Origin of the sequence: Faecalibacterium sp. I4-1-79, assembly GCF_023347235.1 — a bacterium.
Classification (GTDB): domain Bacteria; phylum Bacillota; class Clostridia; order Oscillospirales; family Ruminococcaceae; genus Faecalibacterium; species Faecalibacterium tardum.
This window is the reverse complement of the sequence record NZ_CP094467.1, coordinates 2,230,394-2,254,376: the sequence shown is the minus strand read 5'-3', so window position 1 is coordinate 2,254,376 and position 23,983 is coordinate 2,230,394. Positions and strand designations below refer to the sequence as shown.

The window sequence follows — 23,983 nt, the reverse complement described above, 5'->3', positions numbered from 1 at the left end:
CTAGCCGGGAAGGACGGGGCAAAAAAGAAAAGCGGAAAAAGATACCGGTTGAATTTGCAGACGGAACGTGCTATTCTAAAGCTGACAGCGGCGCGTAGAGCATGCCGGAGGCAAAATGCCCGAAAATGCTCTGTTCAGACACTTCTTTAGGATTGTAACGGTTTCTCCTACCTTATAAAATATACTTTATATAAACAAGGCAGAAAAAAATTGGCCCTTGTAGTAAGGAGGAACTGAAATGGAACATACATTTTCACCCATGATCCGGCAGTATTCTGCCATTGATGGTTTGCAGCAGGAGTATACGCTGGTGTATGCCATGGAGGTAGAGGGCACACAAGGCTGTCGGCTGTCCCTGTGCCGGATCGGCAGCCGACAGCAGATCGTCAGTCAGCATGTTGCGGCAGCGCCGGAGTTCTGTTACCGGCTCCTGCGCTACTTGTGTGAAAATGGAGTTCAGCCGGAGCTCTGGCGGGATGCGGTCACAGACCTGACAGCTGCCGGGCTGGTAGGCGAGAAAGGCGGCGCATGGCGTGAACAGTGAGCGAACAGCCCAACTGCAAGTCGCCCTTGCAAGCTATGACCTGAGGGAGCTGCGTGTCCAGAAGCGTTATTTGCAGGAGCAGGGAACCGCCATTGTATGCACCTGCTTTTGCAGCGGCGAAAAGCTGCTGGCACAGCTGCGGCAGGGTGTCCGTTACGATGCCGTGGTGCTTTGCAGCGAGCTGACGGACTTGTCTGCAGAGCAATTTGTCCGGCAGCTGTACCAGTTGAAGGAGCGGCCGACGCTGCTCATACAGAGCCATGGCCGCAGCAGCGGCACGGCGTTGCAAAAGCTCCGCGAGGGGTGCTACTGCGTAGAGGGCACCGAGCTGAAAAGGCTGCTGTGGCAGCTTTACCGGATGCCCGGGCGGCAGAACCGGCAGCTGGAGCAGCGATGCAGCCAGCTGTATGCGGCGTGGGGCATCCCGCAGGGGGATGTCAACGCCGGATATCTATCCTGCGCGGTCGGCATCGCATGCAGCACCAGCCAGAAGCTGGCGATCCGCAAAGAGATCTTGCAGGCGGTGAGCGAGCAGTTTGATACATCGGTCGCTGCCGTGGAAAGCGGCATCCGCCGGATGGTGGATCAGCTGGAGGAAATACCGACCCCTGCGTGGCTGGCGTTTAAGGCCGACACAAGGCTGGGCAGCGGCAAGCCCACCACCGGCAAGCTGATCTACGCGGTCAGGGATGTTGTGCTGCGGCAAAAGTCCAAGGCTGCACCGCCCACCCGCCCGTAAGGCTTGCACACGGTTGCGGCAGTTGGAACACTGCGGTGTTCCGTTGAAAAAATGGCATCGCCCGGGGAGGCAGAGCAATGGAGCAGCAAAGGACAGAAATGCGGTCTATCACCGCAGAGCAGCAGAAGCGGGTCGAGGAGGTCTGCTTCCGTTCGCTGGCGCTGATCGGGCGCAACTGTGAATATCTGGAGCAGCATTTTGACCGCACCGGTGCAGACGAGTCTACTTGGCAGGCGGTGGCGGATATCAACACCGCTGCCATGCAGCTGGACCGCACCCTCAGCGAGGCAATCACCCTGCTGGAATTTCTGCACGAGGAGACAAAACCGCAGCTGTACCCCATTGATCTGTGTGAGCTTTTGCAGCAGGTGTCGGCGCAGTCTGATATGATCCGGGCGCAGCTTGGGGTGGACATCCGTCTGGACTACGGTGGGTGTACCGCCTGCTGCGTAATGGCAGACCGCAGAGATGCGGAGCTGCTGTGCCTGCATCTGCTCTCCAATGCCCTGCGCGCCAGCCGGGAGGGTGGCTGCGTCTGCATTGCGCTGCGCCGCACCGAAAGCGGCTGGCAGCTGACGGTCACAGACGATGGCTGCGGGCTGCCCGGCGAGGATGTACAGGCAGCGCTGGAAAACCGCCGCAGTTTTCTGGGCGGGGCACAGCTGGGGCTGCTGCTCTGCCGGGAGTGCTGCCGCCGGATGGACTGGAGCTTACAGCTGGAGCCTGCCCCCGCAAAGGGCACAAAGGCTGTGGTAAGCATTCCGCTGTACGCGGGCGAAAGCCGCCCCGATGGCACGGTGGAGCTGCGCACCGACTCGGAGACCGAGCGGGAGCAGCGCAAGTATCATCTGCGCGCCATGCTGGTGCGGGAGATGCGCACCATGCCGGAGCGTGGCGACCCGGACGAAGAGCTTTAATAAGGTGGCAAGGCCGCTGCACAGTGTTTTGTGCGGCGGCTTTGTTATTTTGCGCCCGGTGCTTTCCTGCAAGCGCAAAGCATGGTATACTGAAAGGCGGAAAACAAAAGCTTGGAGGAGCAACAATGACAAACAAGAAGCTGAACTACCCTGCAATTGCCAAGGAGACGGCCATCCTGACCGGGGCCGTTGCTATTATTGCGGCGGCGGTCTATTTTTTTCTGGCGCCCAGCCATACATCCGTCAGCAGTATTTCCGGCCTTGGCATCGTGCTTTCTAATTTTGTGCCGCTGCCGCTTTCGGCTATTACTATGGTGCTGAATACCGTGCTGCTCATCATCGGGTTTTTCACCTGCGGCAGGGAGTTCGGCGCAAAAACCGTGTATACCAGCGTGATGCTGCCGGTATTTCTGGGGCTTTTCGAGCGTTTGTTCCCGGATTTTGGCTCCATGACCGATAGTCAGGAACTGGATGTGCTGTGCTATATTCTGGTGGTCAGCGTGGGTCTGAGCATCCTGTTCAACCGCAACGCATCCTCCGGCGGGCTGGATATCGTGGCAAAGATCATGAACAAGTACCTGCACATGGAGTTGGGCAAGGCCATGTCTCTTTCGGGCATGTGCGTGGCGCTCTCTGCCGCCCTTGTCTACGATAAAAAGACGGTGGTGTTGAGCATTCTTGGTACTTACTTCAACGGCATCGTGCTGGATCATTTCATCTTCGACAACAGCATCAAGCGCCGGGTGTGTATTATTACCGAGAAGGAGGAGACGCTGCGGCAGTTCATCATCAACGATCTGCACAGCGGTGCCACCATGTACGAGGCTATCGGTGCATACAACTTTGAAAAGCACAACGAGATCATTACCATCGTGGACAAAAGCGAGTATCAGAAGCTGATGAACTTCATCAACCGCGAGGACCCCAAGGCCTTTGTCACGATTTATAATGTATCCAGTATGCACTATCAGCCCAAGCGCTGAGCGACGCAGAGAAAGGGTGCAAAAGCCGTGCTCGGGGCTTTTCCGCAGCGGAAAACCGTGGTAAAATAAGAAAAAACAGAAAGGGAATAACAGCCATGGACATCAGACTGGTTTGCAGCGATATTGACGGTACGCTGCTGCAATACGGCAAAAAGGAGCTGGAGGGCGAGATATTTGATCAGATCCGGGCGCTGCATCAGCGGGGCATCTGGTTCTGCCCGGCCTCCGGGCGGCAGTATACCAGCCTGCGCAAACTCTTTGCACCGGTGGCAGACTGCTGCGTGTTTATTTGTGAAAACGGCGGCACGATTTTTAAGGAAGAACAGTGCATCGCCAAAAATCCCATGCCGCGGGCGCTGGCAGAGGAGATCGCCAACGATATGTGGACACGCAGCGAGGGGCAGGGCGAGGTGATGCTCTCCGGCCAGAACACCGCCTACCTGATGGAGCGCGGCCTTGGGATGCTGCAGCGGGTGCAGTTCGTGGGCAACCACTACCAGATCATCCACAGCCCCGCCGAGGTGCCGGAGGACATCACCAAGGTGTCGGTGTACCTGCACGAGGGCGTGGAAAACTATGTAGAGCGCTTTGTGCCCCGCTGGAAGCAGGCCAACTGCGCCGTGGCGGGCCCGTACTGGATCGACACCACCTTTGCCAACAAGGGCATCGGGGTGCAGTGCGTGTGCCGCACCCTTGGCATCGACCCTGTACAGGTGATGGCCTTTGGCGATAACTACAACGACGAGACCATGCTGGACGTGGTGGGCGTGCCCTACATTATGGATAACGCCGCCGCTCCGCTGCGGGCAAAATACCAAAACCACACCCCCCGCCCGGAGGATGTGCTGGCGCAGCTGCTGGCACAGCAGCCGTAAAGGGGGCGAGCCAATGAACCGCAAGGGCTTGGAACAGCTCATTTTTGATACTTACAGCGTAGAGCCGGACTATCCGTGGATGGACACCCCGGAGTCGGCGGTGTTCCGCCATGCAGCAAACCGCAAGTGGTTTGCGCTGGTCACCACCGTGCCCAAAAGCAAGCTGGGGCTGCCCGGGCAGCAGCCGGTGGATATCGTGAACCTGAAATGTGACCCCATCCTCATCGGCTCCCTGCGGGCAGAACCGGGCTTTTACCCTGCCTACCACATGAACAAGGAAAACTGGATCACCGCCGCATTGGACGGCAGCGCCCCGGAGGATAAGCTCCGTCTGGTGCTGGACATGAGCTACAACGCCACCGCACCCAAGCTGCGAAAAAAGAAAGCTTGACCGCAGCAAAATAAGGGCGGGCGCTGCAATAGTTGCCTGCTTTTATTCGTATTCAGGATGAAGGGACTGCATTTTGCAAAAGGAGGCAGCTATGGCTATTTTTGAAAAGACCATCCGCAACCAGAACTTCGATACCCTGCTCCGCAAGCTGGAACACGCCATACCGGACAGCAGCTGGTCGGCAGAGCTGGAAGCCGGCAGCGATTTCAAGGAGGGCAGCGCCCGGTGCAGCGTGCGGGTGTTTGAGCGGTACAGCATGGTGGGCGGCAACCGTCTCAGCCTGACGCTGACCTTGTTCCAGAACGGGGACACGCCTATCCGGCTGTCGGCCATTGCGGCGGGCGGCAGTCAGGCGGTGTTCTTTAAAATGAACACCCTCGGCGAGGACGCTTTTCTGGAGGACGTAAAGCAGCTGCTGGAAGAAATTTTGGAGGACTAATATGTTTTATAGTGGGGTTGACGCGCTGTTCAGCATCCTGTTTCCGCTGGTGTTTCTGGTGGTGCTGGGCATGATTCTGTTTACCGTGGTGAGCAACCTGTGCAGATGGAGCAAAAATAATGCGTCCCCGCGCCTTACCGTCCCGGCCACTGTGGTGGCCAAGCGGATGAACGTTTCCCGCCATCATACGGACAATGCGATGGCGCATACGTTCACCACCTATTATGTGACCTTTCAGGTGGAAAGCGGCGACCGCATGGAACTTGAAGTAGGTGGTTCGGATTACGGAATGCTTGTCGAGGGCGATACCGGAAAGCTGAGCTTTCAGGGCACGCGTTATCTGGGGTTTGAACGGAAAGACGGGTGACTGATATGCAGCAAAAGCATTCAAGCGTGCCGGAGATCGTGGGCAGAAGCCTGTTTTATACGCTGACGAATTATCTGCTTATCAGCATGGAACTGTCCTTCCGTGCGCAGTGGTTTTCGGTCTTGTTCTCGGCGGCGCTTGTATGGTGCAATATGGAGTATTGGAACGCCATTTACAGGCTGACCGGCAAAAAGCTTGCCGCATGGGTCTTGTGGGGCGTCTGCATTGCTGTAAGCACAGGCATTGCGTATTTTGCGGGGTATATCCAAGGGATGCTTGTTCCGCTTGCAATATAACAAACGCGTTGATACGCGGCATTTTTGAAGAAATCGCAGAAGCTGTGACAAAAGTATTATTCTTTTGTGAATTTTAGCACTCTGCGCTTGACAGTGCTAAAAAATCGTGCTATAACAGAGGCGTGCTCAGGAGGAAGGGCAAAAGGAGAGCCGCAAGGCTCCCCGGAAAGCCTTTCCGAATGGACGCTTCAAAGTTTTTGCCCCGACCCGAACGCCGGGATTGGAGGTATGTTTTATGTTTATGCCGACTGTTTTTCATGAGAACCTGTTCGATGATCTCTTTGATCCGTTCTGGAACGAGGGTGCGCTGGAGCGTGCGATGAACCGCGAAGCCCGCGACACCTTTGGTAAGCGCGGTGCAAACATGATGAAGACCGATGTCAAGCAGACGGACAACGGCTACGAAGTGGACGTTGATCTGCCGGGCTGCAAGAAGGAAGACGTTCAGATGGATCTGAACGACGGCTACCTGACCATTCAGGCAGTGCGCAGCCACAGCAATGACGAAAAGGACAACAAGGGCCGCTACGTGCGGCGCGAGACCTTCTCCGGCAGCTGCGCCCGCAGCTTCTATGTGGGCGAAGTGAAGAAGGAGGACATCCACGCAAAGTTCGAGGATGGTGTCCTGCACATCGAGCTGCCCGCTCCTCAGCAGACAAAGGCTCTGCCTGAGAACCCGAATCTGATCGAGATCGAGTAAATGCCGACCGTGTGCGCCAAGGCATAACGTATATAGGATGCCCCCGGAGAGCTGCAACAAGCCCTCCGGGGGCATTTTTTGTGTGCGTAGGTTTCTGCTGACGGAGAGGGGAGAACTGAACCCTCTCTGTCATCGCTGCGCGATGCCACCTCCCCCGATGGGGGGAGGTTTTTGCTCTGCTTACCGGTAGATGCCGAAAAGCTCCCCCTTCGGGGGAGCTGGACGCGACCAACGGGAGCGGACTGAGAGGGCTTTCTTCCTAGAGATGCCAACGCCGTAGGCAATGACGGAAAAGAGCATCCTTGCGCGCACACGTCTGTTTTCCTCGAAAAACTTTATTTTTCCACCGTTTCGTGGTATCCTTATAAGGCGCACGCATTACAGGCCTGCGGCTGCACTGGCAGCAGCTGCGGACTGCGTGCGGCAAAAAAGAACGTATAGAAGGAAAAAGGGGGATAAAAGTCATGGGCGAATTTGCCTTTCAGACTTTACGGGAAAGTATCACCTCTGCCATCAGAAGCAAGATCCTTACCGGGGAGCTGCAGCCGGGTGCAAAGCTGGCTGAGCAGCGGCTGGCCGAAGAGTTCGGCTCCAGTCGGGCACCCATCCGGGAGGCGCTGCGGCAGCTGGAACAGGAGGGTATGGTCGAGTATTCGCGCAATGTGGGCTGCTCGGTGCGCCGGGTAAAGCCGGAGGACGCCTACGAGATCTATCTGCTGCGGGCAAATCTGGAAATGACGGCGCTGCGCTATTTTGACTGCAAATTCCCGGAGGAGGATCTGCACACCATGCGCGGCATCTTAGAGGAGATGCGCAGCGTCCGGCCGGGGGATCTTTCGCAGATCGTGGAGAACGACAACCGCTTCCATGCGGTCATCGTGCAGCGGGCAGGGCTGCCCAGACTGCTGAAATTCTGGGACGACCTGAATTACGGCAACCTGCTTGTTGGGGCGAACAGCGGCTCTAACCACGAGACGCTGGCGCAGCGGCAGAACGGCATCCACACCAAGCTGTACGAGGCGCTGGCAAGCGGCGACACCGAGGCTGCCTGCCGCGCTGTCTACGCTCACTACATGGAGCCTATGGAGCGGATGCGCAGCGCGAACAGCGCTGGACAGGCAACAGACGGCATGGCAAAATAAGGGGAATTTGGCTGAACGTCTAAATTTTGACCAATCATTTTATGGAAATTGCAGATTGTCTACAATCTGCAATTATGCTATACTATCAAAGCGATTGGTCGAGTACTGCTGTATTTTTGGTAAAAATTGCAAAATGTATGCGGAACATCGGCCTTCTTACAGGAACTTCCGCCCTGTGTAGAAAAGAAAGAGAGGAATTGTCCGCATGTCTAACAAAGAAAAAGCCACAAAGATCTCGTGGCTTACCCTTGCCTTCATGGCCTTTTCTACGGTCTGGGGCTTCGGCAACATTACCAACGGCTTTGTGTACTTTAACGGTCCGCAGGTCATCTTCAGCTGGATCTTCATGTTTGTCCTGTACTTCATCCCCTATGCGCTGATGGTGGGTGAACTGGGCTCTGCCTTTAAGAACGAGGGCGGCGGTGTCAGCTCCTGGCTGCACCAGACCACCAACGCCAAGCTGGCCTACTACGCCGGCTGGACCTACTGGGCCTGCCACATCACCTACATTGCCAGCAAGGGCAGCGGCTTTTTGAAGGCGCTGAGCTGGGCGGTTTTCCGCAACGCGGAGACCTACGATTCCTTCCCCACCCGCTACATCCAGCTGGCTACCTTCTGCATCCTGCTGCTGGGCTGCTACATTGCAAGCTTGGGTCTGAACCCCCTGAAAAAGCTGCTGACTGCCGCAGGCACCTGCACCTTCGTCATGTCCCTGCTGTACATTGTGATGATGTTTGCTGCCCCGGCCATCAACCCCACGGCAGAGTACGTCCACGCCAACCTGAGCTTCAGCAGCCTCATCCCCAACTTCAACGTCACCTACTTCACGTCTCTGTCCATTCTGGTGTTCGCTGTGGGCGGCTGCGAGAAGATCTCTCCCTACGTCAATAAGGTCGAGAACCCCAGCAAGGGCTTCCCCCGCGGCATGATCGCGCTGGCCGTCATGGTGGTCACCTGCGCCATTCTGGGCACGCTGGCCATGAGCCGTATGTTCGACCCCGCCGTCATCAACGCCAGCGCAGAGAGCTTCAACGCCTATGTCGCCAACAGTTCCTACTGGGCTTTCCAGAAGCTGGGTCAGTACTACCATGTGGGCGATCTGTTCATGATCATCTACGCGCTGTGCAACGTCATCAGCCAGCTCGCCGTGCTGATTTTGAGCATCGACGCACCGCTGCGTATGCTGCTGGATAACGAGCACACCAAGCAGTTCATCCCGCGGGCTCTGCACAAGGTCAACGCCCACGGCGTGCACAGCAACGGCATCAAGATGGTGGCTGTGCTGTCCGGCTCCATCATTCTGGCACAGTCCTTCGTGCCCGGTGCGGCTGCTGTTCTGCGCCAGCTGACCAAGCTGAACTCTGTGTGCATGCCCATGCGTTATCTGTGGGTGTTTGCCGCCTACATCGCCCTGCGCAACGCCTACGACACCATCCCTGCCGAGTACCGCTTTGTCAAGAATCAGGCCGTGGCCAAGTTCTTCGGCGGCTGGTGCTTTGCCGTTACCGCCGTGTGCTGCGTGCTGGGTATGTATGATAAGGACCCCTTCACCTTTGCACTGAACGTTATCACCCCCGTGGTGCTGACCGTGCTGGGTTTCATTCTGCCCGCCCTAGCAAAGCGCGAGCAGACTGCTGCCAAAAAGTAACCTGAATATGCTTAAAAAGGGCCGGTCAGCACTGACCGGCTCTTTTCAGATACACCCAAGGAGGTTTATTTTTATGATCGCATCCGAAGTCCGTGAAATGCTGTCCTTCATCGACGGCAACCCCACCGCATACCACACTACCGCCGCTGTGCGGGATATCCTGTTGAAAGCAGGCTTTGCCGAGCTGCTGGAAAGCCGCAAGTGGGCGCTGGAACCCGGCAAGGACTATTTTGTCTGCCGCAACGGTTCCAGCATCATCGCCTTCCGCATGGGCGACCAGCTGGAAAATTACAGCTTCAACGTTGCCGCCGCCCATACGGATTCTCCCTGCTTCCGCATCAAGGAGAACGCCGAGATCCACATGGGGCAGAACTACACCAAGCTGAACACCGAGGGCTACGGCGGTATGATCTGCGCCACATGGATGGATCGTCCGCTGTCTGTGGCGGGTCGTGTGCTGGTGCAGGAGAACGGCGCTATCGTATCCCGTCTGGTGGCACTGGACCGCGACCTGCTGATAATCCCCAGCGTAGCCATCCACATGAACCGCGAGGTCAACGATAAGGCTTCCTTCAACAAGCAGGTGGATATGCTGCCCGTGCTGGGCGGTGCCTGCGAGGAGGGCGCGCTGAAAAAGCTGATCGCAGAGGAGCTGCAGGTGTCCGAGGAGCAGATCCTTGGCAGCGATTTGTTCCTCTATGTGCGGGAAAAGGCCACCGTCTGGGGCTGCAACGAGGAGTTCATCTCCTGCGGCCGTCTGGACGACCAGCAGTGCGTCTACGGCATCCTGAAAGGTCTGCTGACCGCAAAGAACGCCCGCTCCATCGGCGTGGCGGCCTTCTTTGATAACGAGGAGGTCGGCTCCGGCACCAAGCAGGGCGCAGCTTCCACCTTCCTGTACGATGTGCTGCACCGCATTGTCCAGAGCCTTGGCGGCAACGACGAGGACTTCCACCGTGCGGTGGCTTCCAGCTTTATGGTCAGCGCCGACAACGCCCACGCCGTGCACCCCAACCACCCGGAGCACACCGATGTGAACAACTGCACCTACATGAACAAGGGCGTGGTCATCAAGACCCACGCAGGTCAGAAGTACACCAGCGACGGCATGAGCGTTGCCGCCGCCCGGGAGCTGGCTGCCCGCGCCGGTGTGCCGCTGCAATACTTTGCAAACCGCTCTGATAAGGTGGGCGGCAGCACGCTGGGCAATCTGGCCATGGCACAGGTGTCCATGAACTGTGTGGATATCGGCCTGCCGCAGCTGGCGATGCACTCCTGCTACGAGACCGCCGGCGCAGAGGATACCCTCTCGCTCATCAAACTGATGCAGGAGCTGTACAGCAGCCACTTTGAAGAGACTGCATTCGGCACCCTTTCCATCAGCAAGTAAACGGATAAAAGCATAAAAAGGACTGCTGTGCGCTGTTTTGCATGGCAGTCCTTTTTGCGTAAAAGCTGATTTTCCGTGGCTGGTTAAGCCCGGATATAGAAATCCGACAGTAGTTGTGGTAAAATAAGGCAACCGGGAGCGCCGGGCGCTCCGTTGCAACATCAAAAATGGAGGTTTTCTATGAAAAAGACCTATCGCTCGCTCTTTTGCCTGCTTGCGGTGCTGCTGCTCAGCGTCAGCGCGCTGCCCTCTGCTTCGGCGCTGTTTTCCAAGAAGCTCTACTATTATGGTGTAGTAGAGGGCGTCAGCCGCACCGTGGAGGGCAAGGTGGAGTCCATTGTGGTTTCTGCGGAAGAGCAGGAAAGCTATGAGATGATCATCACCGACAGCACCGTCTGGCAGGACCATGACGAAAAAACCACCTCCGACCCCGCTACCCTTGCGGTAGGCGAACAGATCTGCGTGGTGCACGACCCGGCTGTGATGATGTCGCTGCCGCCGCAGTCGGTGGCGTATACCGTCATCCGCAACTTCCCCGCAGGCACGGATCTGGAACAGGAAGCACGGGATGCCGCCTGCCCGGTGAAAAAGTTCTTCGCCGACACCCGCAAGGCCATTTCGGACTGGTTCTACCAGACCATGCCCATCTGAGGGGAATGCTCCTTCTATAACGCAAAAAAACTGCTGCCCCATACCGGATGCCAAAGCGTCCGGGCAAAGGGGCAGCAGATTTTTTATGCAAGGTTATGCGGTGTTTTGCGGCAAAAGCGCTGTATACCGCTATTTATTTTCGGGGGGGGGGTAACGCGGAAGCGCTTTACCACCTGTTCCAGTGCGCTGATGTCCACAGGCTTGGACAGATGCTCGTCCATGCCGGCCTCCTTGCTCTTTTGCATATCCTCAAGGAAGGCGTTGGCGGTCATGGCAAGGATGGGGATGGTGCGTCCCAGCGGGTTTTCGCCGCTGCGGATGCGGCGGGTGGCTTCCAAGCCATCCATCACCGGCATCTGTATATCCATCAGGATCATGTCATAGTCGCCGGGCTTTACGCTGGCAAAGGCATCCACGATCTCCTGACCGTTGGGGCAGATGGTACAGCTTGCTCCTTTTGTTTCCAGCAGCATTTGCAGAATCTCGGCGTTGATGGCGTTATCCTCGGCACAGAGAAACTTCATGCCGGACAGGGGAGAAGTGGTCTCTTCTTCCTCCGGGAGCGCCTGCGCCTTTTGCACCGTGTCCGCTTCAGTGTCAATGGGAAATTCCAGCACCACCTCAAAGCGGGTGCCCTTACCGGTGGCGCTCTCCACGCTGATGGAGCCGCCCATCAGGTCTATGACGCTTTTGGTAATAGCCATACCCAGACCCGTGCCCTGCACCTTGTTGGTGCCGGAGCGCTCCTCACGGGTAAAGGGGTCGAAAAGGGTCTTTTGGTAGTCCGCGCTCATGCCGATGCCGTCATCCTGCACCACAAAGCGGTACCGGGCGTAGTGCTCGTTCCGGGGCAGCTCTTCCACCTCCAAACGGATGTGTCCGCCGGTGGGCGTATACTTGACCGCGTTGGAGAGGATGTTCATCAGCACCTGATTCAAACGGTTGGGGTCGGCCAGCACGTTTTCGTGCTGCAGATTGGTGCTTACCGTAAAGGTCTGACTGCGCTGACCTGCCTGCTGGCGGATGATGCTGTCCAGCTGGCTGATCTGCTGGGGCAGGTTCATCTTTTCCACATTCAGGGTGGTCTTGCCGCTCTCGATGCGGCTCATATCCAGAATATTGTTGATGATGCCCAGCAGCAGCTGCCCGGAGCTTTCCAGCTTGCCCAGATGCTCGGCAAGCTTTTCCGGCTCGTGCAGCTCGTTTTTCATCAGGGTGGTAATGCCGATAATGGCGTTCATGGGGGTGCGGATATCGTGGCTCATGTTGGAAAGGAAGTCCGTCTTGGCTTTGCTGGCACGCTCGGCAGATTGCAGCGCCTCGGCGGCAGCATCCTGCGCCCGCCGCATCTCATCGTTGGCCTGCGTCAGCTGGATGTTATACTGCTCCAGACGGAGGTTCGTCTTTTTTTCAGCCTGCAGCTCCTGCTGCTGCTTTTCCCGCAGGAGGAACCAGCCAGCAATGACTGCCATGATCGAAAACACCGTTGCAAAGCCTACAATAACGACCATGACGATATTGACCAGTTTCTGCGTATTCACGGCCACATATTCTGCCGGAACAAGGAACGCCAGCGTCCACTGGGCGTTTTCCATCTGCTTCAGGGCGTAGTAATACTCGGTCCCGTCCAGCACGGCGTTGGAATAACAGGAGCCTGTGCGGGCAAGCCGCTCCTTTGCTACCGCAAAGGAAGAACCGTGCAGATAGGACATCTGGGAGAGCACGGTGTATACGTTATGCCCCTTCAGCAGCTCAGTGTCATTGGCGTTGAACAGCTTGAAACCGTTGTTGTCCAGCACATAGACGCTGTTGTTATTTTCGTAGGCGTCGCAGTGGAAATAATCGTTCAGCTGGGTCATGCACTGGGAGATGCCAAAATAGCGCAGGGTGATCTCGCCGGTCTCGCTTTGCAGTGTGATGGGGGTGGGGAGCTGTTTCAGGAACACCATCCGGGAGTCGTCCTCGGTCAGCGCGTTGGAAACATAGCTGACCCGCTCCGGTGCGCTTTCCAGATAGGTTATTCCTCGCAGCAGACCCGTGCGGCCATGCGCGGTATAATAATGTCCGGCAGAGTCCACGGCGATCAGGTCGATCTGTTTTTCATGGTAATTGGAAAGCTCCGACAGCTTTTTCAGATAGCGGTAGAGATCGGTATCAGTCTCCAGCGGGGTGTTGTACAAATAATTACACTGCACATCCACCTCGTCCCAGTGGGTGTCGATCACATCCTCCAGACTGTGGAACATCTGGTGGGTGACCTCTTCCATCTGGCTCAGCCGCTCGTGGTAGACAAGGTTCTGGATGTAGGTCTGGCTCATGACAAAAAGGGTCAGGATCAACACGATGATGACAAAGCCGGTGCCCCAAAGCAGTTTTTGGTATTTTTTCTTGTTCACATCCAGTATCTCCTGTCTGTTCTGTTTAATTCCATGCAGTATCTGCCCGGCTGATGGTGGTGTATCCGCCAAAGAAAGCCTTTGCGGCGTCCATGCCCACCACGCCGCTGTCTGTCACCGTTGCTTCGGCAGCCAGCTGGTCGCTCACACCGCAGATGGCAACCTGATAGGTCTTGCCCGCCTCCGGCTGCACCGGGCTTACCAGCACATAGGGATAGCCCTTGCCGTTGCCGTAGGCATCGTAACCAGAAGCCAGCAGGTCATTGATCTGCTGGCCGGTCAGGGCAACAGTCTGGATAGTGCGGTTCCAGCCGGTGGGCAGGATGACCGAAAGGTCGTAATCCGTAATGCCCTTGGCGTACAGCTTGGCGGCTACGCCGTAGTGGTTCTGCTCGCTGGGGTTGCCGGGGATCCATGTGCTCAGCGAGACCAGCGCAAGGTCGCTGCCGGTAGCCTGTGCAAAGCAGCGCCCCACCAGCATGGCGCAGTCCTCCTGCGAAAGCTCCTCGGTGACGGTGGTGATGGTATCCGGGGTGTTGTTCACCACGCTATCCTGATCCTCGTCCAGCTGACGGATCACATCTTCCATGGTAGCATTGCCCTTGATAAAGTCCAGCATTTTAAGGCCGGTGGTCACGATGGTGTTTTCCCAGCCGGAATAGATAAAGGGCGCGGTGTTGCCCGCGTTCAGGGCGTTGGCAATATCGGCGTAGTAGGTGTCATCTGCCTTTGCGTCCTTGAAGGGCAGCAGGCTGTTTTTCCGCGAGCTTTCGGCAAGCAGGGCACTGGTGCCCGCAACGGTGGAAAGCACGCGCATCACCTTGAGCGCATCCTCCAGCTTCTGGGGGTTCTGCTCCAGCTTTTTGTTCAGACCGTAGAAGCGGTTCACCTTCAGCACAAAAACATTCTGGGTGCCGTCCTGCGAGAGATAGGGCATCAACTCGAATTTATTGGCGTTGCCGTCTGCTTCCACGATGCCATTGGTGCCGCCCATCAAAAACAGGGTGTTGCCCTCGGCCATCCTCTGCCGGGTCACGTTGTCGTCAAGAGCATCGCCGGTGTCATTCAGCATCCCGATGTCCTTCCACTTTTTGACATACGCCATTGCCTGCATCATGCCGGGGGTGTTGCTGACGTTTGCCTTGCCGGACAGATAATCCTTCTGCCACAGTCTGCCGTCCAGTGTGCCAAGGAAATCGGCATCTGCAATGTTGCACAGATACTGGAAACCGTAGCCCGGGTACTGGATCTGCGGCAGGCAGAGATCGACCCCGGCTTCCTTGGCTTTTGCAGCCAGCACTTCCAGCTCAGCGAAAGAATTGGGCAGTTTCCAGCCGTGTTCCCGCAGCAGGGTCTTGTTGTAGGTGATGCCGTAGCAGGTGTAAACCGAGGGCAGCAGATAGATGGCACCGTTATCGAACACATCCTGCAAGCGGGATTCTACATAGTTGTCGGTAAAATCATAGCCGGAAAGGTCCAGCAGCTTGTTGGACACAAGGTCGGTCATGGGATTATAGACCGTAAGGGTGCAAATATCCGGCAGGTCGCCCGCCGCAAACATATTCTGCAAGCAGATGGTGGTGTTATCGCCGCTGTACGGCACGCTCTCAACATTTACTTCCGGGTAAACGCTATGCACCTGCTCAATAAAGGCTTCTACCTCCATATAGGGTGCCATAAAGGTGACGGCTTCGTGCGCATCGTCTTTTTTATCTGTTTCAGCCTTACCGCTGCCGCAGGCGGTCAGCGCTGCTGTGGCAGCTGCAACGCCGCAAGCCTGCAAAAAGGAGCGGCGGGAAATTTTCTTCATCATACAAATACCTTCCTCACATTTCGGAGGGCAGTGCTGCACAGAACCAATGGGGTGCAGTGCTGCCGTAGCTATTTTTACACACCCCACAGGATCCCCCACGCTCGCGGCCTGTCCGCACTGGGCATACGCCGATTTTCCCATAAAATGACAATCATATTGTATCATTGTAACAAAAGCGTTTCAAGTTGTTTTTTGAAGGATATTGTATGGAAAAGGGCGAACAACCGCGTGCTTTGCAGCCGCACGGCATAAAAATACCCCTGATACTGGGGAAAGGGTATCAGGGGAAAGTGGTATTTCCGGGCACGCTGCTTTATTGCAACGGCTCTTTTGCGCGCAGACGCCGACAGGCGTCCTCTTTTACAAGCTCGATGACCACCGCCGTCAGGGGGATGAAGAAAATAATGCCGATGATGCCGAAAAGCTTCCCGCCGATCATGGCGGCAACAAGGGTGTACAGCGGCGAAAGCCCCACGGATTTGCCCACCACACGGGGATAGATGAACTGGTTTTCAACAAACTGCACGGCAAGGTACACGATCAGGCAGCGCACCGCCAGCACAGGGTCTACCAACAGCACAAGGAACACGCTGACCACGCAGGAGATCAGCGCACCCACATAGGGGATGATGGCGCAGATGGCGGTAAGCACCCCGACCAGACTGCCGTAGGGGATCTTGAAAACGGAAAACGCAAGAGCCATCAAAACGCCAAGGATCACCGCCTCGCTGCATTGTCCCGTTAAAAAGTTTGCGAAGGACTGCCGGAACAAGCGGCAGAATTTCAGCACCCCGGCGGCATGGGAGGGCTTCAGGTAGGCGCACACCAGCGTGCGGGCGTGGTGGCTGAGGCTCTCCGTCCCAAGGGACATATAGACGGAGATGATCAGTGCAAACGAGGCGGTGACTACGATGTTCACCGTGGCAGAGACTGCCCCTACCGCATTGACCAGCACTGTATCGATGCTTGCAGTGACCTTGTGCAGCAGCTGCTCCCAGTTGATACCCTCCAGCCAGCTCATCAGCCAGCTCATGTCGGCATCCTGTGCGTTGAGATAGGCGGTCCAGCGGGGGATATTGGCCTCGATCTGCACATACAGGCTGTGGAAAGACTGCACCAGCTCCGGGATCAGCAAAGTCAGCGCCAGCACCAGCACCAGCACAACGCCCAGCAGGGTGATGAAAAAGCTGAGAAGATGGATCACTTTCGCCGAGGGTTGCTTTTTGGCCTTGCCGAACAGGCGGTTCAGCCGCTTTTCCAGCCCGGTCATGGGTACGTTGATAAAAAGCGCCAGAATGCCGCCCGCCAGAATGGGCAGTATCAGATCTATCAGCTTTGCGGCAAAGACCAGAACATCAGAAAGCCGCAGCAGTGCTACAAAAAGCGTTACCCCTACCACGGTAACGAGCAGAGATTGTTTTGTTTTGGGTTCCATAAAAAATCCTTTCCCGGAAGGTTGTGGCAGCAGGCAGCAAAAAAACCGTCTGCGGGCTCTTTTTGGTATTGTAATCGGAAGAAAAGGGCTTGTCAAGACGAGGGGAAAGGGAAACGGAACTTTATAAAAGCAGTTTGCGAGAATGTAGGCGGAAGCTTTTCAGCAAGGGAAAACCGTGGTATACTTGGCCAGAGCAAATTTAAAGAAATTGAGAGAAACACAGCTTGAAAGGAAATAGATCATGTCGAAAGATGAATATCTGATCACAGATGCGCCGCTGAAAGCGCTGACGGTTTTTGCAATGCCAATGATCCTTGGCAGCTTTTTTCAGCAGGTCTATAACATGGCAGATTCCATCATAGTCGGTCAGTTTGTCGGCTCCTCGGCACTGGCGGCTGTCGGTGCCTGTGCTGCGCTGACCAATGTTTTTATCTGTGTGGCGCTGGGTGCCGGTGTGGGTGCCGGTGTGCTGGTAAGCCGCTATTTTGGCGCTAAAAACTATGGCAAAATGAAAACCATCGTGTCAACGTCCCTAGTCAGCTTTCTGGTTTTGAGCGTTGTCCTTGGCGTTTTTGGCTTTAGCTTTTCCCGTGCTATGATGAGCGGCTTACAGACCCCCGCCGACATTCTGGAGGACGCGGTGCTGTATCTGCGGGTCTATTTTGTAGGCTTCCCGTTTTTGTTTATGTACAACATTCTTTCCACCATGTTCACCTCCATTGGGGAGTCCAGGATCCCGCTGGGTCTGCTGATCTTTTCCTCCATCCTGAATATTTTTATGGACCTCTGGATGGTGGCGGGGCTTGGCTTGGGCGTGTTTGGCGCAGCCCTTGCCACGTTGATCGCACAGGGCATTTCTGCGGTGTTTTCGTTTTTGATCTTCCTGTACCGGATGCGGCAGTATAAAAGCCCCTTTAAAAGGTTCGACCGGCAGGAGCTGGCTTCCATGCTCCGCATTGCAGTGCCGTCGGTCTTGCAGCAGTCCACCGTGTCCATCGGCATGATGATCGTACAGGCGGTGGTAAACCCCTTTGGCACACAGGCGCTTGCCGGATATGCAGCAACGATGCGGGTAGAAAATGTTTTCTCGCTGATCTTTGTCTCCATCGGCAATGCAGTCTCGCCCTATATCTCCCAGAATTTTGGTGCAAAGAAGATCGACCGCCTCAAAAAAGGCTACCACGCTGCGCTGGTGCTGGACCTGTGCTTTGCGGTCATTGCCTTTGCGGTCATTGAAACCCTGCACACCCAGATCTCCTCGCTGTTTCTGGGCAAGGACGGAACGGCGCTGGCCTATCAGGTGTCCGGTGATTATATGCGGTGGCTGGGTTACTTCTTCATCTTCATGGGCATCAAGATGGCGACCGATGGCGTGCTGCGCGGGCTTGGCATCATGCGCCCGTTCCTCATTGCCAATATGGTAAATCTTGCCATTCGCCTGTCCGTTGCCCTGCTCTGTGCACCGCGCTTTGGCATTGCCTTTGTCTGGCTTGCCGTCCCGGCAGGGTGGCTTGCAAACTTTCTGGTCTCCTATGCGGCGCTCAGAAGATCGTGGCCGACGGAAAATGCAGCGGCACCTCAATGATTTTGTGCAGCGCGGCAGCCTTTTTTCTGCGCCCGCCCGGGCCTGTTACAGCGGTTTACTTTTGGCAGCGGAAATGCTATGATATCCATAGAAAAAGGCAAGGAGGAGCTACAATGGGCATTGCAGGGAACGAATGGGGGTTTCAGGTGGGCACGCTGCCCAAAGGTGCACGGGATAAGATCAGCGATGTGCCGGGGGTGACGGTAGGGCACTGCACCTTGGCAGACGGCGTGGTGCAGACGGGCGTAACGGCACTGCTGCCGCACCAAGGGGATGTTTTCCACGAAAAGGTGCTGGCGGCCAGCTATGTCATCAACGGCTTTGGCAAGACCACAGGCCTTGTGCAGATCGACGAACTGGGCACGCTGGAAACGCCCATCCTGTTTACCAACACCCTCAGCGTGGGTACGGCACAGACCGCGCTGGTAAAGTATATGCTGGAGAAAAACCCCGACATCTGCGAGACCACCGGCAGCGTGAACCCGGTGGTCTGCGAGTGCAACGACTGCGGCCTGAACGATATCCGGGGGCTTCATGTGACCGAGCAGCACGTTTTTGCCGCGCTGGCAGACTGCAAGGCAGATTTTGCCGAGGGTGCCGTAGGTGCCGGGCGGGGAATGCGCTGCCACGGGCTGAAAGGCGGCATCGGTTCCGCCTCCCGGGTGGTGGAACTGGACGGAAAACCCTACACCATGGGCGCACTGGTACTCTCCAACCATGCGCTGTTCGATGACCTCATCGTGGCGGGCACGCCTATCCACACCCTGCTGGGCGACAGCATCCCGCCCCACGAGGATAAAGGCTCCATCATCACGGTGCTGGCTACGGATATCCCCCTGAGCGAGCGGCAGCTGCGGCGGCTGTGCCGCCGGGCGCTGGTGGGGCTTTCCCGTACCGGCTCTTACTGCGGCAACGGCAGCGGCGAGATCGTCATCGCCTTCACCACCGCCAACCGGGTGCCGCACTATTCGGAGAAAGCTCTGCTGCCCATGACTCTGCTCCACGATGATGCCATCAACCCCCTGTTCCGGGCGGTGGCAGAGTGCGTGGAGGAAAGCGTTCTCAGCAGCATGCTCCACGCCGAGACCGTTACCGGCAACCACGGCCAAACCTTCCGCAGCCTGACGGAACTTTTAAAAAACCGCGCCTGAAGCGCTGCAATACAGAAAAAAGCCCCGCATCGGACAGGCGCTTTGTGTCTTTGACCAGAACGGTCAGAGCACGGCGGTGTCCGATGCGGGGCTTTGTTTTGCTCAATAGCGGCGGTGGATCTTTTTGGTGGGCTTGCGGCGGTTCCAGTTGGAGCACAGCAGCCACAGCCCGTAGATCAGGGCGGCGATCAGGCTGAGCACCAGAACCACCTTCAGGTACAGGCTGGTGAAAAACTCCTTTACCTTATCCACCCCGAACAGCAGCGGGTTGCGGGCTACGTCCTGCCCGGCGATCAGATCCACCACGCCGATGGTCTCGCCTGCCAGCTTCAGCTCCACCGTGCCCACCACGTCGCCCTGCTGGATGGGGGCGCAGACGTAGTCCGGCAGGTGGAAGTATTTCTGAGTGACGGTGCCGTCGCTGGTGGAGGGCAGCAGGGTCATCATGCTGTCGTTGGGGTACAGCTGCAAGGTGTCGGTGTCGGAGGAATACTTTACCGGGATCTCCGCAATGGTCAGGTCGGTGTCCAGCGCAGCCTGAATGGAAAAGCTGTCAAACACCCAGTCCATCAGTTTGACCGTCTCGAACAGGGCAGGACGGCGGTTGGCGTAGCCAAGGGTATCGCAGCTGTCGGGGCTGTCCATCACGCAGAAGATATAGGTGGCACCGTCCTTGTTGCCCCACGAAACATAACTCTGGGTGCCGGTATCGTTTTTAAAGGCGGTCACATTGCACATGCCGCCCTGCATGGCGCTGCGGTAGTAGCTGCCGCCGCTGGCTTTGCTCAGCGCCGCGTTCTGGCTGACCAGCACCGAGGAGGAGCGGTGCTTCTCCTTGGCAGGCATGGTAAAGCTGGGCGCGCCGGACACCTCCACAAAGGCGTCAAAGCTCATCAGGTAGCGCAGGATCAGGTACATATCCACGGCGCAGGTGGTGTTGCCGCTGTCGATGCCGCAGGCGTCCGTCCAGCTGCTGGCGGTGGTGCCGATGCGCTGGGACAGGGTGTTCATCTGCGCCACCCAGCCGTCCAGATCGCCGCCGGCAAGGGTGTACGCCACACCCATGGCTGCCTCGTTGGCGTTGCGGGTAAGCATGGCGTACATGGCTTCCCGGTAGGTGAAAGTCTCGTTGGAGCGCATATCTGCGTTATTGGTGTTATAAACATAGTCCGAGATGGCAAAGGGCATCTGGAAGGTGCTGTCCAGCTGGTCGGCGTAGTTGGTCAGCAGCACGGCAAGGGTCATATATTTGGTCAGACCGCCGGCAGACACCTGCTTTGTGCTGTCCTTATCATAGACGATGATGTTGGTATCGGTGTTCACGATATAGGCGCTTGCAGCCTGCACCTGATATACCGGACTGGGGTCGAACATGGCCCCGGCGGGCAGCACAAGGCAGCTGAGCAGAAATACAAATGAAAGAACCAGTGCAAAAATACGTTTCATGTGGACAATTCCTTTAAAAAGCGATAAAATATACGAGATAAGGCTGCGCTGTGCGGCGCGCCGGAAGATCAATTATGCAGCAAGTGTGCTGTGTTCTATAATAATAACAGGTTTGCCGGGGTGTTACAAGAGCCTTGCGGTGTTTTACACCGTTCTTTCGCTCCGGCAGGGAGGACAGGAATGGTATATCTTACAGGGGATACCCACGGCGATATCCAGCGCTTCAAGCAGGGCAAGCTGCGCTGGCTGGGCAAGAAGGACACCGTGGTGGTGCTGGGAGATTTCGGCTTTGTGTGGGACGGCAGCGCCGCAGAGCGCAAGCGGCTGGACTGGCTGCGCAAGCGCCCCTACACGATTCTGTTTCTGGACGGCAGCCACGAAAACTATGACCTGCTGGCACAGTACCCGGAGACGGAGCTGTTCGGCGGCAGGGTGCAGAGCCTTGGCGGCAACGTGTACCATGTGTGCCGGGGCAGCGTGCTGGAGCTGGAGGGCAAGACCTATCTCTGCTTCGGCGGCGCGGAAAGTCAGGATAAGGACGACCGGGAGCCGGGCGTGAACTGGTGGAAGCAGGAGATGCCCAGTGACGAGGAGTACGACACCTGCCGCCGCAACTTAGAGAAAGTAGACTACAAGGTAGATTATGTGCTGACCCACGATGCACCAAGCAGATTTTTGGATTTTACCGCCCTTGCCCTTGGCGAGAGCAACCGTCTGCACCTGTTTCTGGACGAGATCTTGCTCAAACTGACCTACGAAAAATGGTTTTTCGGCTGCTATCACAAGGATGTGCAGCTTTCCACCAAGAGCCGGTGTGTGTTCTGTGACCTCATCCCCATGGGCGAGCGACGCACCGGGCTGTTCCGCTGACGGGAGGGAATATGGAAGTTACGGTAAAACTTGCCACCCGGGAGGGCGCGGCGCACATCAGCGGCATTCTGGCGGGCTTTATCCTGCTGGCAAAGCGCGGGGAACTGACTTTGCGGGTACAGGACGAGCGGCGGGGCAGTCCCATTGCCCGGGAGGCGCTGCTGGAAACGGAAATTGACGGCCGCACGGTGGTATTTGACCTGATGGACGGCTACTTTTATAACGACCCAGCGGCGGTGCTGGCGCTGTTCCACCGGGCGGATGTGGTGTTCAAGCGCAGCTTTTCGGCGGAGAAGAACCGGCAGTTCCCGGGCGATATCTCCGCAAAGCTGCGGCCATTGGGGCTGAACTACTACGTTACCTGTCCGGGCTCGCCGCTGGAAGCGGAGCGCAACGCAAAGAGCCGCCTGAAGCAGTGGGCGCTTTCCACCCGCTGCTACCCGCAGGACTTTGAAGCCCGGCTGACCCGGGTGCGCAAAAAGCCACGCATCCTCTTCCTGACCCGTCTGTGGGACCCGGAGGAACCGGCGGTGCAGCAATACCCGGAGTTACAGGCAGAGTGGCGGCAGGTGAATGCAGACCGCATCGAGCTGCTGCACCGGCTGCAAAGTGCCTTCCCGGCGCAGTTCACCGGCGGCGTGTCCGACAACGCCTGCGCCCGGCGGCTGTGCCCAGAACTGATTTTGCCGGACAAGCTGACCGGCAAACGCGCCTACCTGCACCGGATGCAGCACACGGAAGTTTGTGTGGCATCTACCGGACTGCACGGCTCTACCGGCTGGAAGCTGGCCGAGTATGTGGCGGCGGGGCGCGCGATCGTCACCGAGCCGCTGCGGTATACCCTGCCGGGCGGCTTTGAAGAAGGAAAAAACTATAAAACGTATACCTCCCCGGCAGAGTGTGAGGAGCAGCTGCGGCAGCTGCTGGCAGACCCGGCGGCGATACTGGCTATGGCACAGCACAATGCGGCGTACTATCAAGCATGGCTGCGGCCGGAGCAGCAGGTGCGGCAGGCTTTGCGGCAGCTGGAAACAGGGGAAATGTAAGGGGGAAAATGGGGTATGGAAGAGCAGAAACGGCATAGCGGCTTTGAGACGATGCGCATCCTCAGTATGGTAATGATCGTGCTGATGCACGGCATCGGGCACGGCGGGCTGGGCAGTGCGGCACCGCAGGGGTCGGTGGCATTCTGGATCTACTGGCTGCTGTTTATTCTGGCGCGTGTATCCACAAACTGTTTTGTAATGCTTTCCGGCTATTACCTGTCGGAGCGCAAGGGGGCTGTCCGCGCCGGGCGGCTGTTCCGCATTGGGGCACAGGTGTGGTTTTACTCCATGCTCACCTTCTGCGTTGCGGTCAGGGCGGGGGCAGTGCCGCTTTCGGCGGTCAAGCTGCTTCGGGCGCTGCTGCCCCTTACCTCCAACGGCTACTGGTTTGCCTCGGCTTATTTTCTGATGTACCTCTCGGTGCCGGTGTTGAACGCGGTGGTGCAAAGCCTTGACCGGCGGCAGTACAAAACGCTGCTGCTGGTGGCGCTGCTGCTGCAAAGCGTGTGGGGCACGCTGTTCTACTGGGCAACGGATGTGACCCTTGTAAATAACGGGTACAGCTTTATCTGGTTCTATATCCTGTATTTTATGGCAGCCTATTTCCGCAAATACCGGGTGACCGTGCCCAGCGGGCTGTGTTTGCTGGCATATCTGGCAGCTTCGGCGGCGGGGCTGTTCAACCGGATGCTGGCGCTGCGGGTGGAAAACGCCCTGCACCTGAACGGTTTTGTGAATACCGTCAACGGCTATCAGGCACTGGATACGGTCATCGCCTCGGCTGCAATGTTTCTGATGTTCCAGAATATCCGCATCCGCTCGGACTACTGGCGGCGCTGGGTCTTTCGGCTGGCACCGCTGTCCTTTGGGGTATATCTGCTGCACGATAGCGATTTTACCCGGGCACTGCTGTGGCAGTGGGTAGATCTGCCACGGTTCGGCGGGGCGCTGCTGCCCTCGCTGGCTTACCTGACCGGCGTGATGCTGCTGGTTGCCGCTGCGGGCTACGCGGTGGATGCCGTGTATCAGCGGCTCTACCGCCTGCTGCACCTGCCCGCACTGGAAACAAAGCTGGACGCCCTGACCGCCCGCATCCTGCAAAACATTGTCGGGAGCAAAGAAGTGTAAAGAAAAGCGCTATCGCACGTTTTTTTGTGCG

23 protein-coding genes are annotated in these 23,983 nt (G+C 57.1%); 19 read left to right on the top strand and 4 right to left on the bottom strand.

Translation table 11 applies throughout. From position 1 onward, the window contains the following. The first annotated feature begins 238 nt into the window (after nucleotides 1-238). The 14 genes from MTP36_RS11165 (at nucleotide 239) to MTP36_RS11100 (ending at nucleotide 11,082) form a co-directional block, all read left to right on the top strand. Entirely contained in the window at nucleotides 239-544 is a 306-nt protein-coding gene (locus MTP36_RS11165) for a hypothetical protein (protein WP_081028401.1), read from the top strand. Then, the gene (locus MTP36_RS11160; RefSeq protein ID WP_249250425.1) at nucleotides 534-1,283 is read left to right on the top strand and encodes a sporulation initiation factor Spo0A C-terminal domain-containing protein; all 750 of its coding nucleotides are present in this window, start codon (nucleotides 534-536) and stop codon (nucleotides 1,281-1,283) included. Before MTP36_RS11165 ends, MTP36_RS11160 begins: the two co-directional genes overlap by 11 nt. Before the next feature lie 77 nt (nucleotides 1,284-1,360). Next, entirely contained in the window at nucleotides 1,361-2,200 is an 840-nt protein-coding gene (locus MTP36_RS11155) for a sensor histidine kinase (protein WP_249250423.1), read from the top strand. Between the two features lie 125 nt (nucleotides 2,201-2,325). Continuing rightward, nucleotides 2,326-3,183 (top strand): YitT family protein, encoded by an 858-nt coding sequence (locus tag MTP36_RS11150; protein WP_118658370.1) that lies wholly within the window; start codon nucleotides 2,326-2,328, stop codon nucleotides 3,181-3,183. A 95-nt stretch (nucleotides 3,184-3,278) separates the two neighbouring features. Next, nucleotides 3,279-4,058: an HAD hydrolase family protein gene (locus tag MTP36_RS11145; protein ID WP_249250414.1), complete on the top strand. Its 780-nt coding sequence runs from the start codon at nucleotides 3,279-3,281 to the stop codon at nucleotides 4,056-4,058. A 13-nt stretch (nucleotides 4,059-4,071) separates the two neighbouring features. Then, a complete protein-coding gene (locus tag MTP36_RS11140) occupies nucleotides 4,072-4,449 on the top strand; it encodes an MmcQ/YjbR family DNA-binding protein (protein WP_097779878.1) in 378 nt (125 codons plus the stop codon). 91 nt (nucleotides 4,450-4,540) lie between these two features. Continuing rightward, nucleotides 4,541-4,888 carry a DUF6054 family protein gene (locus tag MTP36_RS11135; RefSeq protein ID WP_249250413.1) on the top strand — a complete coding sequence of 116 codons (348 nt, stop codon included), beginning with the start codon at nucleotides 4,541-4,543 and terminating at the stop codon, nucleotides 4,886-4,888. A gap of 1 nt (nucleotide 4,889) precedes the next feature. Continuing rightward, complete coding sequence (locus tag MTP36_RS11130) at nucleotides 4,890-5,255, top strand: DUF2500 domain-containing protein (protein WP_249250410.1); 366 nt, start codon at nucleotides 4,890-4,892, stop codon at nucleotides 5,253-5,255. A gap of 5 nt (nucleotides 5,256-5,260) precedes the next feature. Further along, on the top strand, nucleotides 5,261-5,551 hold the full coding sequence (locus MTP36_RS11125; protein WP_055185410.1) for a hypothetical protein: 291 nt from the start codon (nucleotides 5,261-5,263) through the stop codon (nucleotides 5,549-5,551). A 235-nt stretch (nucleotides 5,552-5,786) separates the two neighbouring features. After that, nucleotides 5,787-6,251, top strand: a complete 465-nt coding sequence (locus MTP36_RS11120) for an Hsp20/alpha crystallin family protein (protein WP_055185409.1) — start codon at nucleotides 5,787-5,789, stop codon at nucleotides 6,249-6,251. 464 nt (nucleotides 6,252-6,715) lie between these two features. Then, the gene (locus MTP36_RS11115; RefSeq protein ID WP_249250408.1) at nucleotides 6,716-7,393 is read left to right on the top strand and encodes a GntR family transcriptional regulator; all 678 of its coding nucleotides are present in this window, start codon (nucleotides 6,716-6,718) and stop codon (nucleotides 7,391-7,393) included. Nucleotides 7,394-7,598: 205 nt separating this feature from the next. Continuing rightward, a complete protein-coding gene (locus tag MTP36_RS11110; protein WP_249250406.1) occupies nucleotides 7,599-9,041 on the top strand; it encodes an APC family permease in 1,443 nt (480 codons plus the stop codon). Between the two features lie 73 nt (nucleotides 9,042-9,114). After that, complete coding sequence (locus MTP36_RS11105) at nucleotides 9,115-10,431, top strand: M18 family aminopeptidase (RefSeq protein ID WP_249250404.1); 1,317 nt, start codon at nucleotides 9,115-9,117, stop codon at nucleotides 10,429-10,431. Between the two features lie 180 nt (nucleotides 10,432-10,611). Further along, nucleotides 10,612-11,082: a hypothetical protein gene (locus MTP36_RS11100; RefSeq protein ID WP_055185405.1), complete on the top strand. Its 471-nt coding sequence runs from the start codon at nucleotides 10,612-10,614 to the stop codon at nucleotides 11,080-11,082. Nucleotides 11,083-11,165: 83 nt separating this feature from the next. On the opposite strand, the gene MTP36_RS11095 is transcribed toward MTP36_RS11100, so the two are convergent. The 3 genes from MTP36_RS11095 to MTP36_RS11085 all read right to left on the bottom strand — a co-directional run bounded on the left by MTP36_RS11095 (nucleotide 11,166) and on the right by MTP36_RS11085 (nucleotide 16,726). Then, nucleotides 11,166-13,478, bottom strand: coding sequence for a hybrid sensor histidine kinase/response regulator (locus tag MTP36_RS11095; RefSeq protein WP_249250402.1), 2,313 nt, complete (start codon nucleotides 13,476-13,478; stop codon nucleotides 11,166-11,168). Nucleotides 13,479-13,503: 25 nt separating this feature from the next. Next, nucleotides 13,504-15,291 (bottom strand): extracellular solute-binding protein, encoded by a 1,788-nt coding sequence (locus MTP36_RS11090; RefSeq protein WP_249250400.1) that lies wholly within the window; start codon nucleotides 15,289-15,291, stop codon nucleotides 13,504-13,506. A 313-nt stretch (nucleotides 15,292-15,604) separates the two neighbouring features. Then, complete coding sequence (locus MTP36_RS11085; protein WP_249250395.1) at nucleotides 15,605-16,726, bottom strand: AI-2E family transporter; 1,122 nt, start codon at nucleotides 16,724-16,726, stop codon at nucleotides 15,605-15,607. A gap of 241 nt (nucleotides 16,727-16,967) precedes the next feature. Between MTP36_RS11085 and MTP36_RS11080 the strand changes: the two genes are divergently transcribed. Together MTP36_RS11080 and MTP36_RS11075 are read left to right on the top strand one after the other, a co-directional pair. After that, nucleotides 16,968-18,311: an MATE family efflux transporter gene (locus MTP36_RS11080; protein ID WP_249250389.1), complete on the top strand. Its 1,344-nt coding sequence runs from the start codon at nucleotides 16,968-16,970 to the stop codon at nucleotides 18,309-18,311. A 113-nt stretch (nucleotides 18,312-18,424) separates the two neighbouring features. Then, complete coding sequence (locus tag MTP36_RS11075) at nucleotides 18,425-19,462, top strand: P1 family peptidase (RefSeq protein WP_249250387.1); 1,038 nt, start codon at nucleotides 18,425-18,427, stop codon at nucleotides 19,460-19,462. A gap of 102 nt (nucleotides 19,463-19,564) precedes the next feature. On the opposite strand, the gene MTP36_RS11070 is transcribed toward MTP36_RS11075, so the two are convergent. Beyond that, nucleotides 19,565-20,908 carry a D-alanyl-D-alanine carboxypeptidase family protein gene (locus MTP36_RS11070; RefSeq protein WP_249250385.1) on the bottom strand — a complete coding sequence of 448 codons (1,344 nt, stop codon included), beginning with the start codon at nucleotides 20,906-20,908 and terminating at the stop codon, nucleotides 19,565-19,567. 180 nt (nucleotides 20,909-21,088) lie between these two features. Here MTP36_RS11070 and MTP36_RS11065 point away from each other — a divergent pair, with 180 nt between their 5' ends. Genes MTP36_RS11065 through MTP36_RS11055 form a run of 3 tightly spaced genes read left to right on the top strand, consistent with a single transcriptional unit; the run spans nucleotide 21,089 to nucleotide 23,952 of the window. Continuing rightward, nucleotides 21,089-21,778 (top strand): metallophosphoesterase, encoded by a 690-nt coding sequence (locus MTP36_RS11065; protein WP_249250383.1) that lies wholly within the window; start codon nucleotides 21,089-21,091, stop codon nucleotides 21,776-21,778. Nucleotides 21,779-21,789: 11 nt separating this feature from the next. Next, nucleotides 21,790-22,824: a glycosyltransferase gene (locus MTP36_RS11060; RefSeq protein ID WP_249250381.1), complete on the top strand. Its 1,035-nt coding sequence runs from the start codon at nucleotides 21,790-21,792 to the stop codon at nucleotides 22,822-22,824. A gap of 15 nt (nucleotides 22,825-22,839) precedes the next feature. Then, nucleotides 22,840-23,952 (top strand): acyltransferase, encoded by a 1,113-nt coding sequence (locus tag MTP36_RS11055; RefSeq protein ID WP_249250379.1) that lies wholly within the window; start codon nucleotides 22,840-22,842, stop codon nucleotides 23,950-23,952. Nucleotides 23,953-23,983 lie beyond the last annotated feature (31 nt).

Bases quoted from the DNA above. Each gene is read 5' to 3' on its own strand.
- MTP36_RS11165 (WP_081028401.1), top strand. From the start codon at position 239: ATGGAACATACATTTTCACCCATGATCCGGCAGTATTCTGCCATTGAT.
- MTP36_RS11155 (WP_249250423.1), top strand. From the start codon at position 1,361: ATGGAGCAGCAAAGGACAGAAATGCGGTCTATCACCGCAGAGCAGCAG.
- MTP36_RS11150 (WP_118658370.1), top strand. From the start codon at position 2,326: ATGACAAACAAGAAGCTGAACTACCCTGCAATTGCCAAGGAGACGGCC.
- MTP36_RS11145 (WP_249250414.1), top strand. From the start codon at position 3,279: ATGGACATCAGACTGGTTTGCAGCGATATTGACGGTACGCTGCTGCAA.
- MTP36_RS11140 (WP_097779878.1), top strand. From the start codon at position 4,072: ATGAACCGCAAGGGCTTGGAACAGCTCATTTTTGATACTTACAGCGTA.
- MTP36_RS11135 (WP_249250413.1), top strand. From the start codon at position 4,541: ATGGCTATTTTTGAAAAGACCATCCGCAACCAGAACTTCGATACCCTG.
- MTP36_RS11130 (WP_249250410.1), top strand. From the start codon at position 4,890: ATGTTTTATAGTGGGGTTGACGCGCTGTTCAGCATCCTGTTTCCGCTG.
- MTP36_RS11125 (WP_055185410.1), top strand. From the start codon at position 5,261: ATGCAGCAAAAGCATTCAAGCGTGCCGGAGATCGTGGGCAGAAGCCTG.
- MTP36_RS11120 (WP_055185409.1), top strand. From the start codon at position 5,787: ATGTTTATGCCGACTGTTTTTCATGAGAACCTGTTCGATGATCTCTTT.
- MTP36_RS11115 (WP_249250408.1), top strand. From the start codon at position 6,716: ATGGGCGAATTTGCCTTTCAGACTTTACGGGAAAGTATCACCTCTGCC.
- MTP36_RS11110 (WP_249250406.1), top strand. From the start codon at position 7,599: ATGTCTAACAAAGAAAAAGCCACAAAGATCTCGTGGCTTACCCTTGCC.
- MTP36_RS11105 (WP_249250404.1), top strand. From the start codon at position 9,115: ATGATCGCATCCGAAGTCCGTGAAATGCTGTCCTTCATCGACGGCAAC.
- MTP36_RS11100 (WP_055185405.1), top strand. From the start codon at position 10,612: ATGAAAAAGACCTATCGCTCGCTCTTTTGCCTGCTTGCGGTGCTGCTG.
- MTP36_RS11090 (WP_249250400.1), bottom strand. From the start codon at position 15,291: ATGATGAAGAAAATTTCCCGCCGCTCCTTTTTGCAGGCTTGCGGCGTT.
- MTP36_RS11085 (WP_249250395.1), bottom strand. From the start codon at position 16,726: ATGGAACCCAAAACAAAACAATCTCTGCTCGTTACCGTGGTAGGGGTA.
- MTP36_RS11080 (WP_249250389.1), top strand. From the start codon at position 16,968: ATGTCGAAAGATGAATATCTGATCACAGATGCGCCGCTGAAAGCGCTG.
- MTP36_RS11075 (WP_249250387.1), top strand. From the start codon at position 18,425: ATGGGCATTGCAGGGAACGAATGGGGGTTTCAGGTGGGCACGCTGCCC.
- MTP36_RS11070 (WP_249250385.1), bottom strand. From the start codon at position 20,908: ATGAAACGTATTTTTGCACTGGTTCTTTCATTTGTATTTCTGCTCAGC.
- MTP36_RS11065 (WP_249250383.1), top strand. From the start codon at position 21,089: ATGGTATATCTTACAGGGGATACCCACGGCGATATCCAGCGCTTCAAG.
- MTP36_RS11060 (WP_249250381.1), top strand. From the start codon at position 21,790: ATGGAAGTTACGGTAAAACTTGCCACCCGGGAGGGCGCGGCGCACATC.
- MTP36_RS11055 (WP_249250379.1), top strand. From the start codon at position 22,840: ATGGAAGAGCAGAAACGGCATAGCGGCTTTGAGACGATGCGCATCCTC.